Below are 11876 nucleotides of genomic sequence, written 5' to 3' on the forward strand. Positions count from 1 at the left end.
GCTGGAAACATCGCGCCTCTCCAGTGGCGCACCACGCCGAATCTTGTCGCGTCGAAGACTGTTCAGACTGCCTTCTCGCAAGTTTGCAAGAAGACCGGTATCGACAAAATATGCACCAACGACCAGGCTTACGACAAAGATAGGCATCCTCGTTATCAATTGTCGCCAGTCGAACGCTCTCGGATCAGCTCGATGAAGGCACGCAGTTTGGCTGGCATGTGTCGCCGTTGCGAGAAATAAAGGCTAAGTCCCGGATATTCGGGAGACCAGTCTTCCAAAACAGGAATGAGATCGCCGCGGCCTCCAGAATAAGGTCAGACCCATCAAATGTCAGATGGCCGCTGACATCGATCAAGTGTGTTTCCCCGTACTTCTCAAACTCCCAGCGATAGAGTCTCCCGCTTGTCATGCGCATCTGGATACAGACGTGCCGGGCGAGATCGGCTGGGACGACAAGCTTTGAACGGCCGTCGAAGTAGCGCGGCGAGCCGACGACGAAAGACCGCATTTTCGGAATGATCGGTACGGCCACCATGTCGGGCGAGATAGCCTCGGCGAGACGAATGCCCGCATCGAAACCTTTGCCGATCACATCCACGAGCGCATTTTCGGTCACGATCTCGATGTCGACATCCGGGTATCGACGGCTGTACTCGAGGATGAGCGGCTGCAGCAGAATGCGCGCCGCGCCCGGCGCCATATTCAGCCGGAGTCTCCCGGAGGGCCGATCTGAATGTTCACCGACATTTTCGATCGCCTTCTCGAGCGTCTGCAGGGCAGGTGCGATTTCAGATAGGAATTGCTCACCGGCTGCAGACAAGGACACGCTACGCGTGGTGCGGTTGAAAAGCCTGACGGCAAGGCGCTCCTCAAGTGCGGCGATCGCATGGCTCAAAGCCGATGACGACATACCGAGTTCGCGCGCGGCAGCCCGGAATCCACCGTGACGCGCGACGCCGGCAACCGCTTCAAGCTCGATCAGGCTTGCCCTCATTGCGCAATCCAGTTCATCAGGCTGTCCGATTTTGTCCTACTACACGCAACACTTACCGCATGCCATTTTTGCTGTGAAGCCATCACAGGAGAAGAAACATGCACATCATCGATCGGATCTATATCAACGGGGCGTTTGTCACGCCGCACGGCGATCAATGGGCGCCGCTTTTCAATCCGGCAACCGAGGACCAGATCGGCAGCGTGCGGCTCGCAGATGAGCGGGACGCCGACCGCGCAGTTGCTGCCGCCAAACGCGCTTTCCCAGCCTTTTCGAATACGACCAGAAAAGAGCGGATCGACATGCTGAACCGGCTGCATGCCGCGGTGTCCGCCCGAACCGACGATCTGGCGTCCGCCATGCGTGAAGAATACGGTGCGCCATCGGGCTTCATCGGCTTTTCAGCGTCACGCGCAGGTAGCGTCTTTCTCGACATGGCAAGAACGCTGAAGGACTACGAGTTCCAACGCCGCATGGGCAGCGCCGATGTCGAGATGCGACCGTCGGGTGTTGCCGTGGCGATCACGCCCTGGAACAGCAATTACAGTTTTATCTGCGGCAAGCTCTCCGCCGCCATTGCAGCCGGAGCAACGATGGTGATCAAACCTTCGGAGATGAGCGCCCTGCAGACGCAGGTGATCACTGAATGTCTGCACGCGGCCGGTCTTCCCGATGGCATTTTCAATATCGTCACCGGGTATGGAGGCGTCGTTGGTGCGGCACTGACGGCTCACCGCGACGTGTCCAAGATCACCTTCACCGGTTCCACTGCCACAGGTCGCGGCATTGTTCAGGCGGCCGCGGCCACTATGAAGCGCGTCACAATGGAACTTGGCGGCAAAAGCCCCAGCATCATTCTGGACGATGCCGATCTTGAGGTCGCCATCCCGCAGGTGCTGGTGGCAGGGTTCCGCAACAGCGGTCAGGCCTGCATTGCCGGAACCCGCATTCTTGCTCCAGAAAGCAGGTTCGGTGAAATCGAGGAACGGCTCAGCCACACCATCAAAGACTTCAGGTCGGGAGAACCGGCCGACGAACAGGTTCAGGTTGGTCCGATGGTCAGCCAGAAGCAGTGGGATCGCGTGCAAAGCTATATTCGCCTGGGACAGGAGGAAGGCGCCAGACTGCTGGCAGGCGGCGAAGGTCGTCCGGAAGGGCTGCAGCGCGGCTGGTTCGTCAAGCCCACCATCTTTACCGGCGTCCGCAACGACATGCGCATCGCGCGCGAGGAGATATTCGGCCCCGTGCTATCGCTGATCTCCTACCGCGACGAGGAAGACGCCATCACGATCGCGAACGACACCGATTACGGCCTGCAGGCGCACGTCTTTTCTTCCGACGTCGCGCGGGCAAAACGCGTCGCAAACCAGATCGAGGCAGGCCGCGTGTTCATCAACGATGCGCCGCATGACCCAATGGTACCATTCGGCGGATTCAAGCAATCCGGCTTCGGGCGGGAATTCGGCGTCTTTGGGCTCGAGGCCTTTCTCGAACCCCGTGCCGTACTGTCGTGACATTTAAAGGCCACGCAACTTTTTAGCTGCGTGGCCTGATGCCACATACCGTCGAGCGAACCCTGTTGGGCGGCCATTGTTGCACCTGGCGTAATGATGAAGTGTGAAGCGCGATCGTTCTCATCAGAACGTAATAATAGCAATCTGCAGGTGCGGATCGGGAATTGACCCGAACGATACTCGCAGGAGCGCACAATGAAACTCTATCATCATCCTTTGTCGGGCCACTCGCATCGGGCCCGTCTGTTCCTTTCACTGATCAACCTGCCGCATGAGCTGGTTGAGGTGGACCTCATGTCCGGCGCGCACAAGACGCCCGATTTCCTCAAGATGAACCCGTTTGGCCAGGTTCCGGTTCTCGACGACGACGGCGAATACGTATCGGATTCTAACGCGATCCTGGTCTACCTTGCCAAGAAAGCCGGACGCACGGACTGGCTGCCCGATGACCTGAAGAGCGCCGCAGCGGTCCAACGCTGGCTGTCGGTAGCTGCCGGCGAGATCGCTTATGGTCCGGCGGCGGCCCGCCTGGTCACCGTCTTTGGTGCCAAGTTCAATCCGGACGAAGTCATTGGTCGCGCCCATGCGGTCCTTGGAAAACTCGAAACTCAGCTTTCCGACCGAGAATGGCTGGTTGGCGAACGCCCGACGATCGCTGACGTCGCAATCTACAGCTACGTGGCCCGCGCCCCTGAAGGCAACGTGGATCTCTCCACTTATCCTGCGGTCAACAGGCTGCTTCGTCGTATCGAAGCGCTTCCGGGCTTCGTGGACTTTATCGGGACTCCGGTTGGCCTTGCCGCCTGATCCGCATTCGGGTGCGCGCCGAAGCGTGCCCGATCCCTTCTTAGGAGAGCTGACATGACCGACACTTTGACAAAACTGCCGACATGGCACGAAGGCGAGAAGTTCATCCAGGAAAAAGTCGGTGTCGCCGAGCGTATGGAGGTCGTCGGCCAGCGGGTCGTTCGCGATTTCATGCCGGATCAGCATCGGGACTTCTATGCCCAGCTCCCGTTCATCGTCCTTGGCAGTGTGGATGGCCACGATGACGCATGGGCCACTTTTGTCGAGGGCCGACCCGGCTTCATGTCCTCTCCTACGCCGACCACGCTCGATATCCGCTCTACCTTGGAGCCAAGCGACCCCGCCAGCGAAGGAATGGCGGACGGCAAACCGATCGGCCTGCTCGGCATCGAGATGCACACGCGTCGCCGCAATCGCATGAACGGCTTTGTCTCCACCGCAGCGAACGGTTATCGGATCGATGTGGATCAGAGCTTCGGCAACTGCCCGCGCTACATACAATTGCGGGATTTCCAATTCGAGAGGGCACCCGGCCAACCAAGCCAGAACCAGCGTGAAGACCCGTCCGAGCTTGACGACCTTGCTCGCTCCACGATCAAGACTGCGGACGCGTTCTTCGTTGCCTCCTATGTCGACCGCGAAGACAGGCGCCAGGTTGACGTTTCGCATCGCGGCGGGAATGCCGGCTTCGTCCGCCTTGGCGATGATGACGTTCTCACAATTCCCGATTTCGACGGAAACCTTTTCTTCTCGACACTGGGGAATATTCTGCTGAACAAGAAAGCAGGTCTGCTCTTCGTAGACTTCGCGACGGGCGATGTGCTGCAGATGACAGGCGAAGCCGACGTCATCCTGGAATCACCCGAGATTGCGGCCTTCCAGGGCGCGGAACGGCTCTGGACGTTCAGGCCAACCCGGATCGTCCGGAGACCGAATGCACTCGCACTCCGCTGGGCATTCCAGAAGGATGGATGGTCGCCGAATTCTCTGATGACCGGGAACTGGGCGCAGGCAGCAGACCGGATGCGTGCCACCGGACTTTCAGACACATGGCGGTCGATGACGGTCACCAGGATCGTCGAGGAAAGCACGACGATCCGCTCGATCCATCTCCAGCCAAGCGACGGCGCGGGGTTGCTGCCGCATGCTGCCGGGCAGCACCTCCCGATCCGGCTGGTGCTGCCGGGAAGCGAGCGGCCTGTTGTCAGGACCTACACCCTGTCTGTCGCACCGTCCGATGGCATCTACCGCATCAGTGTCAAACGCGATGGGCTCGTGTCGCAGTTTCTGCACGACAGCATCTCCGTTGGCGACGTGATTGAGGCGCGGCCCCCCGCAGGGGAGTTCGGTGTTGACGCCCGTGCCACGCGCCCTGCAGTGCTCCTTGCCGGTGGTGTCGGCATCACGCCGCTGCTCGCCATGCTCCGTCATGTCGTCTACGAGGGAATTCGCAAACAGCGAATCCGGCCGATCACGTTGTTCCACGCTGCCCGCACGAAAGCCGAGCGACCTTTCGACAAGGAGATTGCCGAACTCGTGGCTGCGGCCAAGGGCGTGGTCCGGTTAGTGCGAGTTCTCAGCGACATCGGCGATGCCACAGAGGGCTCCGACTACGATACTGCCGGCCGTATCGACATGGCTATGCTCACCAAGCATCTGCCGTTCAACGACTACGACTTCTATCTGTGTGGTCCGCCGCAGTTTACGCAGGCGCTCTATGACGGTTTACGCGGCTACAACATTGCAGACGATCGTATCCACGCGGAAGCGTTCGGGCCCTCGTCGCTGGTTCGGTCTGTAGACGCCAAAGATGCCAGGGCCACCCCTTTGCGTGCGCTGCCGTCCGACAAGCCGGTGCCTGTCATATTCACGAACTCGCTGAAGGAGGCCCGCTGGGCACCCGGCTCCGGAACGCTGCTGGAACTTGCAGAAGCACGCGGTCTTCAGCCCGAGTTCAGTTGCCGTGAAGGCAATTGCGGTACGTGCAAAACAAAACTCGTCAAAGGCGCTGTGACGTACCTGAAGGAGCCGACAGCGAAGGTTGACGATGACGAGATCCTCCTTTGCTGTGCCGTTCCAGCGAGCCAGGAAGGCGGCATCCAGATCGCCGTCTAAACCAACATTTCTACGCCTGACGCAACAGTCCCTTCCTGCTTTTCGACGTTCAACAACAACCGGTTACCAATCATCTTGAGGATCAGAGAGCGACGTCTCTCAAAACCATTAAAGGAGAATACCATGTCACGCATTCCTACCCCCGCCACGATTGAGGAGGCGCCCGAAGCCTCACGGCCGATCCTGGAGACGATCCAGAAGCAGATCGGCTCGGTGCCGAATATCTTCCGCCTCGTCTCCAACAGCCCAGCGGCCCTCAGCGGCCTCGCCTCGTTGCAGGGTGCGCTCGGCAAGGGCAAGCTTGCACCCGCCACTCGGGAAAGGATCGCCCTGGCTATGGCCGAAGCCAACGGTTGTGACTACTGCCTTTCGGCGCACACCTTCACCGGAGCGAAGTTCGCCAAGCTCGATGAAGCGGAGATCGCTTCGAACCGCCGCGGAACATCGAACGACGCCAAGGCTGCGGCAGCCGTCGAATTCGCCCGCGCCCTGACGACCGCGCGTGGCTCGGTGGCACCAGGGGAAATCGTAAAAGTTCGGGACGCCGGCTACAGCGACGCGGAAATCGTCGAGATCATTGCGCATGTCGCGCTCAATACCTTTACAAACTACGTCAACGAAGCCCTCGATACCGAGATCGATTTCCCGCGTATCGATCGTCTTGCGGCATGACATTCAGGACGGGGTGACACGAGAGCCGTCATCCTTCCCTCCCCCTTACGAAACCTGGAGCCATCACAATGTCCCGTCCCCCGCTTCCCCCTTTCACTGAACAGAGCGCCATCGAAAAGGTCCGCCTTGCGGAAGATGGCTGGAACAGCCGCGATCCTGCCAGGGTAGCGCTCGCCTACACGGTGGATACTCGCTGGCGCAACCGTGCCGAATTCGTAACGAGCCGCGATGAAGCCGAGGCCTTTCTGGGCCGCAAGTGGAACAGGGAACTCGACTACCGCCTGATCAAGGAACTCTGGGCATTCACGGGCAACAGGATCGCGGTGCGCTACGCCTACGAATATCATGATGACAGCGGCCAGTGGTTCCGGGCCTACGGGAACGAGAATTGGGAGTTTGCCGAAGACGGCCTGATGCGGGCGCGTCACGCCAGCATCAACGAACACCCGATCGCTGAAGCCGACCGCAGGTTTCACTGGCCGCTCGGCCGAAGGCCTGACGACCATCCCGGTCTCAGCGACTTCGGCTTTTGAGCCGGGCGTCGGTCCGTTGGCCTCGTCAATGCCGTCGTTCAAACTCAACGAGCGAGTTCGAGTGTCCGTTGAACTCGCTCTTACCGCATCGAGCGGCGACCTGTCGCGGAAGCGCAAGCAGGAAGACGATAGCCGTGCGCTTGGGCTGACGGGTGCGGAAATCGATCTGGCACGCCGTGGCCTGAGCTTCGATCTGAAAATAGCGCGGGCCATAGCGTTTGCGCTCGCGGTCAATGAGCACACACGTGCACGTGCAAGCGCCGCTGGCCTTTGTGAGCGAAGCTGCGTCGAAATCGAGCACCTTGCTGCTGCCAACCGACAGGTCGCTGGCAGCTAATCCATGCCGCGGACGGCTTGCGGTCTTGTCGTCCAGGATTCTACTATGGACACCGTATCGAGGGCATGGGGGACCGGATGGATCGTTGGCAGGCAATGCGGATTTTCGTGAAAGTAGCGGAGACCGAAAGTTTCGCAGATACCGCCCGCCAGATGCACATGAGTGCTCCTGCCGTCACACGGTCTGTTGCAGCCCTGGAAGATATCATCGGAGCACGCCTGTTCGTGCGAACGACCCGTTCGGTAAAAATGACCGAGGCGGGTGCCCGGTATTTCGAGGACTGCCGCAAGATTTTGTCAGACATTGCTGAAGCAGAGGCGGCAGCGGGAGGCTCCTACGCTACACCGACAGGCACCCTGTCCGTAACTGCTTCGGTCATGTTCGGGCAGATGTATGTGCTGCCCGTCGTGACGGGCTTTCTGGACGCATTTCCAACCATGAAGGCGCGAACCCTGTTTATCGACCGGCCTGTCAATATTGTCGATGAAGGCATCGATGTCGCTGTCCGCATTGGTCACCTCCCCGACTCCGGCCTCTCCGCCATAAAGGTCGGGAGCGTCAGGCGTGTCGTGTGTGGTTCACCGGCATACTTTGACCGACATGGCATTCCGACAACGCCATCCGACCTCAGGGATCATCGCATCGCGGCGTCCACCAGCGCCTGGGCCTCCCCTGAATGGCGCTTTTCCGACGATTTCCGCGTGACGATAGACGCTGCTCTTCAGTGCAACACCAACGAAGCGGCCATAACCTCCGCACGCGAGGGCTGGGGACTGACGCGCGTGCTGAACTACCAGATAGGCCCTGACCTTATGGCGGGCGACCTTCAGATCGTGCTCAGCGAGTTTGAAGAGCCGCCCCTGCCTATCCACATCATGCATCCAGAGGGTCGGAATGCACCCGCAAAGGTGCGGGCTTTCGTTGACATGGCAGTTGCCCGCCTGCGTGAGAACCGTCTCCTGAACTGATCCGGGCGCAGCGGGCAGATCAAAAACCAATCAGAATCTTGCCAATGGCCTTGCCGCTTTCCTGCAGTTCATGGGCCTCGGCAATCTGATCAAGCCCGAGCGTTACGGCGATCTTGGGAACGTAGGCTCCCGAAGCCGCGCAGGCCGAGACTTCCTCGACAGCATCGCGCATCGCTGTTTCCGGCATCGTATAGACGTAGACGAAACGGAAAGAAAAGCCACCAACGAGCGCCGGAAAGAACGGGATCGAGAGCCTGGCTTGCGGCGATCCCGTGGAGTAAGCCGACACGCCCCCGTCACGCGCAAGGCAGGCGATTGCCGTGTCGATGTTGGCGGAGATGTCCACGTCGACAATACGGTCGACGCCGTGACCATCGGTCGCCGACCTTATTTTCACAGCAACATCACCGGCATGCCTGTTGACGACGAGATCGGCTCCGGCTGCGCGGGCAACGTCTGCCTGTTCGTCGCGGCTCACCGTTGCCGCCACCCACGCCCCTGCCCACTTTGCAAGAAGAATGGCGGCGTTACCGACCGCACCGGCGCCACCGTGCACGAGAACCCGCTTACCTCGCAGGTTTGTATCGGCAAACAGGCATCGATGCGCCGTCATCGCGGGGACGCCGAACGACGCACCGACCCCGAAGGGGACGTTGTCGGCCAGCCTGACTGCCTGCCTCGACGGCACCACGACGAATTCCGCAGCCGTCCCGAACGCCCTCCCCGTCTGGGCCATGTAGACCCACACCCGCTCGCCTATACGTTCCTGCGACACGCCGGGGCCGACACTGTCGATGACGCCCGACCCGTCCTGATGCGGAACGATTCTGGGAAATGGCATGGCCTTACCGCCGAAGCCGACACGCGTCTTGATGTCCGAAGGATTGATGCCCGAGACCACGATCCTGACCCGGACTTCCCCCGCCCCGGGCTGGGGATCGGGAAGCTCTCCAACGGTCAATACTTCTCTCGCAGTTCCTTGCCGTTCGTAGAACGCAGCTCGCATAACACACCTCTCCTAAATGTGGCTTCCATCTGGGCGTGACACAGGCAAACTTGCAAGTAGGCAACAGTTTTGCCTATAGGAATAAAAAGTACACTAATGGAGAACTGAATGGCTGTTGGCCCAAAATGCCCGGTAGAAGTTACCGTCGATGTCACGGGCGGCAAGTGGAAGCCGATGATCATCTATCGTCTACTCGACGGTCCGTACCGGTTTGGAGAGCTGCGCCGCCTGGTCGGCGATCCGAGCCAGCGCTCGCTCACGATGCAGCTCCGCGAACTCGAGGCCGACGGGATCGTGAGCCGCGAGGTCTTCGCCGAGGTCCCTCCGCGCGTCGAATATTCCCTCACCGAATTCGGAAAAACGCTGGCCCCCGTGCTGATGGCGATGCGCGACTGGGGAGTTTCCTTCCAAGGTCGCTGTCAATCCACGAAGGCATGACCGGTCGTCCGCGTCAGGGACCGGGCTTTGCCGCGAAGCGCTGCACGAAGAAGTCGATTAGCACTCTGACCTTCCGGGACACGTGCGATCCTGGCGGACGCACGATGTAAACGCCGATCTCCGGCAGGCCGTAGTCCGACATAATCGGCACAAGGGTCCCTGCGGCAACATAGCTTTCCGCGATCACAACCGGCAGTGCAGCGATGCCCAGTCCGGCTGCCGTCCCTTCGGCAATGCCAAGGGCACTATCCGCCTTGAACCTTCCCTGCGCATTGATGACGATGGTTCGGCTGCCATCGGACACCTTCCAGCTCTCGGTGCCCTGCAGGATCGCCTGATGGTCAAGCAGATCGGAAGGCTTTCGCGGGACGCCATGCTTCCGGAGGTATTCGGGGTTGGCAAACAATCCAGCCGCGAATGCACCGATCTTCCTCGCCGTCAGGTTCGAGTCCTGCAGATAACCGACACGTATCCCGCAATCAAAGCCTTCCGCCACCAGATCGACGTAACGGTCGCTGTAGTGCGCATGGAGCTGCAAGAGCGGATGCTGGCGGGCCAGTTCGGCGAGCGCTGGCGCAAAATGCCGCGGACCGAAGGATGACGGAACGGCGACGCGCAGCCGTCCCCGAAGCTCCCCGGTCGGCGCAATCTCCTCGCGCGCAACCTCCATTTCCAGGCACATGCGCGCGGCATGCTCGCGAAACGACGCTCCAGCCTCCGTCAGCGATGCACCTCGTGTGGTCCGGGCGAGGAGCTGGACGCCCAGCTCGCTCTCTAGACGAACGAGGCGACGGCTGACGATGGATTTCGGCAATCCGAGACGTCGCGCCGCAACCGTGATCCCGCCGCCATCGGCGACCTCAACGAAAGTCTGCATATCTTCGAAGCTGACCATTATTGCGTTCCATTTTCCGTTCCACAGAGTGGCTCATCCTAGAGCTACCGTGCCGTCTATCGCAACGCTAAATTCCACTCATCGAGCGGACCTAAATCCAACCCGACAGCCGCCGACAACGCAAAAAGGAATACGACAATGCATAAGGACGTCTTTACTCCCGAGAATTCCGCCATGCTGCTGATCGACCATCAGATCGGCACGATGGCCTGGACCCACTCCCACGACATCAACCTAGTCAAGCAGAACGCACTCAAGCTCGCCCGGATCGCCAAAGCCGCCAACATCCCGACCATCCTGACGTCCAGCATGGAAGAACAAATCCAGGGGCCGCTGATTCCGGAACTCAAGGAAATCCTGCCCGAGGCGTTCGAAGCCCGCATCAAGCGCCCGGGTATCGTCAACGCCATGCACCACGACGGCTTCAACCAGGCCGTCAAGGCGATCGGCCGCAACAAGCTGTTCGTCGCAGGCGTGACCACGGAAATCTGCGTCACCTTTCCGGTCCTCCAGATGCTTGACGAAGGTTACGAGGTGCAGGTCTCGGCGGACGCATCCGCCTCTTACACCAAATACGGCGACGATATCGCCCTGAGGCGCATGGAAAAGGCAGGCGCAATTATCACCACTGTCGACCAGATCATCTCGGAACTCGCCGTCGACTGGACGAGCCCGCTCGGCCAGAAGCTCGTCGGTATCCTGAACTACCACTGACAGCGCAAGTCGCTGCGTTCGGCGCGGGCGATTGTCGCCCGCGCCCGAGATCGAAGGAAACAGTCCAATGACCATCACCAAAATCCCTGCAGGACGTATGCGCGGCAATATAGGCCAGGGCTTCGGCGTCGAGATCATGTATCCGGGGCTGTCACTGACAACCGACGACAGCGGGATCGGTCCCATCGGCAGGATTGACCGCGCCCAGGTTCAGCCGGGTCATCTCATAGGCATGCATCCGCACAAGGACGACGAAAATACTGACCTACATGCGCGGCGGCGAGATGCTGCACCGAGACACCGTCGGAAACGAGAAAAAGCTCGACAAGACACGTTTCATGATGATGAACGCCGGCCATCACTTCCAGCATGAAGAGCTTATGCTTGGGGAAACACCCGTCCGGGCCCTACAGATTTTCCTGCGTCCTAACGCTCAAAATCTTGAGCCAATGGTGCAGTTTCATGATTTCGTCGATGAATTCAGTGACGATAGCTGGAGACTGATTGCAGGGCCACGAAAAGCGCCATTGACGGTAAGATCCGATGTCTGGGTCTTTGACGTGCGCCTCAGCGCAGGCACGACGCTGAGATTGCCAACCCCTGATAACTCCGGGTTGGCTTGCCTGCTCTTTGTCTTCAAGGGGAAAATTCGATTTGGAAACGAGACGGTCTCCGACGGAGAGAGCGTGTTCGTGACCTCGTTCGAACAACATCCAACGGCATTGACCGAGACCGATATCGTCTTGTTCTCGTTCGATACTGACGTCCAGGTATATCGTGGCGGCATGTTCAGCGGCAACCAGAAACGGGGCCGCTGAAGTCGTTCTTCGAGCGGCGCAAACGTGAACCAGGGGCTTTCTCGCGCCAAGTCTCTTCCAACGTT

Annotated in this window: 13 protein-coding genes and 1 pseudogene; 11 read left to right on the forward strand and 3 right to left on the reverse strand. The window is 59.8% G+C overall.

Going from position 1 to position 11876, the window contains the following annotated elements; all coding sequences use genetic code 11:
• Positions 1–155: 155 nt before the first annotated feature.
• A pseudogene (locus ASD46_RS08190) lies at positions 156–994 on the reverse strand (LysR family transcriptional regulator).
• Positions 995–1092: 98 nt separating this feature from the next.
• Here ASD46_RS08190 and ASD46_RS08195 point away from each other — a divergent pair.
• The 7 genes from ASD46_RS08195 to ASD46_RS08225 all read left to right on the forward strand — a co-directional run bounded on the left by ASD46_RS08195 (position 1093) and on the right by ASD46_RS08225 (position 7940).
• A complete protein-coding gene (locus ASD46_RS08195) occupies positions 1093–2508 on the forward strand; it encodes an aldehyde dehydrogenase family protein (protein ID WP_003517028.1) in 1416 nt (471 codons plus the stop codon).
• Positions 2509–2703: 195 nt separating this feature from the next.
• The gene (locus ASD46_RS08200) at positions 2704–3315 is read left to right on the forward strand and encodes a glutathione S-transferase family protein (RefSeq protein WP_003517029.1); all 612 of its coding nucleotides are present in this window, start codon (positions 2704–2706) and stop codon (positions 3313–3315) included.
• A 54-nt stretch (positions 3316–3369) separates the two neighbouring features.
• On the forward strand, positions 3370–5430 hold the full coding sequence (locus ASD46_RS08205) for a pyridoxamine 5'-phosphate oxidase family protein (RefSeq protein WP_060641981.1): 2061 nt from the start codon (positions 3370–3372) through the stop codon (positions 5428–5430).
• 123 nt (positions 5431–5553) lie between these two features.
• Positions 5554–6102, forward strand: coding sequence for a carboxymuconolactone decarboxylase family protein (locus tag ASD46_RS08210; protein ID WP_003517035.1), 549 nt, complete (start codon positions 5554–5556; stop codon positions 6100–6102).
• A gap of 68 nt (positions 6103–6170) precedes the next feature.
• Positions 6171–6635: a DUF1348 family protein gene (locus tag ASD46_RS08215; RefSeq protein ID WP_003517037.1), complete on the forward strand. Its 465-nt coding sequence runs from the start codon at positions 6171–6173 to the stop codon at positions 6633–6635.
• 61 nt (positions 6636–6696) lie between these two features.
• Positions 6697–6972, forward strand: a complete 276-nt coding sequence (locus tag ASD46_RS08220; RefSeq protein ID WP_003517039.1) for a hypothetical protein — start codon at positions 6697–6699, stop codon at positions 6970–6972.
• Positions 6973–7049: 77 nt separating this feature from the next.
• Positions 7050–7940: a LysR family transcriptional regulator gene (locus ASD46_RS08225; RefSeq protein WP_003517041.1), complete on the forward strand. Its 891-nt coding sequence runs from the start codon at positions 7050–7052 to the stop codon at positions 7938–7940.
• Positions 7941–7959: 19 nt separating this feature from the next.
• On the opposite strand, the gene ASD46_RS08230 is transcribed toward ASD46_RS08225, so the two are convergent.
• Positions 7960–8946 (reverse strand): NADPH:quinone reductase, encoded by a 987-nt coding sequence (locus tag ASD46_RS08230; protein WP_013637530.1) that lies wholly within the window; start codon positions 8944–8946, stop codon positions 7960–7962.
• Positions 8947–9054: 108 nt separating this feature from the next.
• On the opposite strand from ASD46_RS08230, the gene ASD46_RS08235 reads away from it, so the two are divergent.
• The gene (locus tag ASD46_RS08235) at positions 9055–9384 is read left to right on the forward strand and encodes a winged helix-turn-helix transcriptional regulator (RefSeq protein ID WP_003517048.1); all 330 of its coding nucleotides are present in this window, start codon (positions 9055–9057) and stop codon (positions 9382–9384) included.
• 13 nt (positions 9385–9397) lie between these two features.
• On the opposite strand, the gene ASD46_RS08240 is transcribed toward ASD46_RS08235, so the two are convergent.
• A complete protein-coding gene (locus tag ASD46_RS08240; protein WP_013637529.1) occupies positions 9398–10279 on the reverse strand; it encodes a LysR family transcriptional regulator in 882 nt (293 codons plus the stop codon).
• Between the two features lie 138 nt (positions 10280–10417).
• Here ASD46_RS08240 and ASD46_RS08245 point away from each other — a divergent pair, with 138 nt between their 5' ends.
• The 3 genes from ASD46_RS08245 to ASD46_RS08250 all read left to right on the forward strand — a co-directional run bounded on the left by ASD46_RS08245 (position 10418) and on the right by ASD46_RS08250 (position 11811).
• Positions 10418–10993: an isochorismatase family protein gene (locus ASD46_RS08245; RefSeq protein ID WP_003517050.1), complete on the forward strand. Its 576-nt coding sequence runs from the start codon at positions 10418–10420 to the stop codon at positions 10991–10993.
• Between the two features lie 67 nt (positions 10994–11060).
• Positions 11061–11366: a hypothetical protein gene (locus tag ASD46_RS27670; protein ID WP_323455105.1), complete on the forward strand. Its 306-nt coding sequence runs from the start codon at positions 11061–11063 to the stop codon at positions 11364–11366.
• Positions 11278–11811 (forward strand): pimeloyl-CoA dehydrogenase, encoded by a 534-nt coding sequence (locus ASD46_RS08250; RefSeq protein WP_323455103.1) that lies wholly within the window; start codon positions 11278–11280, stop codon positions 11809–11811. The genes ASD46_RS27670 and ASD46_RS08250 overlap by 89 nt, the downstream gene beginning before the upstream one ends.
• Positions 11812–11876: the final 65 nt, after the last annotated feature.

The organism is Rhizobium sp. Root491 (genome assembly GCF_001427205.1).
Lineage (GTDB): Bacteria > Pseudomonadota > Alphaproteobacteria > Rhizobiales > Rhizobiaceae > Agrobacterium > Agrobacterium tumefaciens.

Coding starts and splice junctions, on each gene's coding strand:
- ASD46_RS08250 (WP_323455103.1), top strand. CDS start 11,278: ATGCTGCACCGAGACACCGTCGGAAACGAGAAAAAGCTCGACAAGACA.
- ASD46_RS08215 (WP_003517037.1), top strand. CDS start 6,171: ATGTCCCGTCCCCCGCTTCCCCCTTTCACTGAACAGAGCGCCATCGAA.
- ASD46_RS08230 (WP_013637530.1), bottom strand. CDS start 8,946: ATGCGAGCTGCGTTCTACGAACGGCAAGGAACTGCGAGAGAAGTATTG.
- ASD46_RS08210 (WP_003517035.1), top strand. CDS start 5,554: ATGTCACGCATTCCTACCCCCGCCACGATTGAGGAGGCGCCCGAAGCC.
- ASD46_RS08240 (WP_013637529.1), bottom strand. CDS start 10,279: ATGGTCAGCTTCGAAGATATGCAGACTTTCGTTGAGGTCGCCGATGGC.
- ASD46_RS08200 (WP_003517029.1), top strand. CDS start 2,704: ATGAAACTCTATCATCATCCTTTGTCGGGCCACTCGCATCGGGCCCGT.
- ASD46_RS08205 (WP_060641981.1), top strand. CDS start 3,370: ATGACCGACACTTTGACAAAACTGCCGACATGGCACGAAGGCGAGAAG.
- ASD46_RS08235 (WP_003517048.1), top strand. CDS start 9,055: ATGGCTGTTGGCCCAAAATGCCCGGTAGAAGTTACCGTCGATGTCACG.
- ASD46_RS08245 (WP_003517050.1), top strand. CDS start 10,418: ATGCATAAGGACGTCTTTACTCCCGAGAATTCCGCCATGCTGCTGATC.
- ASD46_RS27670 (WP_323455105.1), top strand. CDS start 11,061: ATGACCATCACCAAAATCCCTGCAGGACGTATGCGCGGCAATATAGGC.
- ASD46_RS08225 (WP_003517041.1), top strand. CDS start 7,050: ATGGATCGTTGGCAGGCAATGCGGATTTTCGTGAAAGTAGCGGAGACC.
- ASD46_RS08195 (WP_003517028.1), top strand. CDS start 1,093: ATGCACATCATCGATCGGATCTATATCAACGGGGCGTTTGTCACGCCG.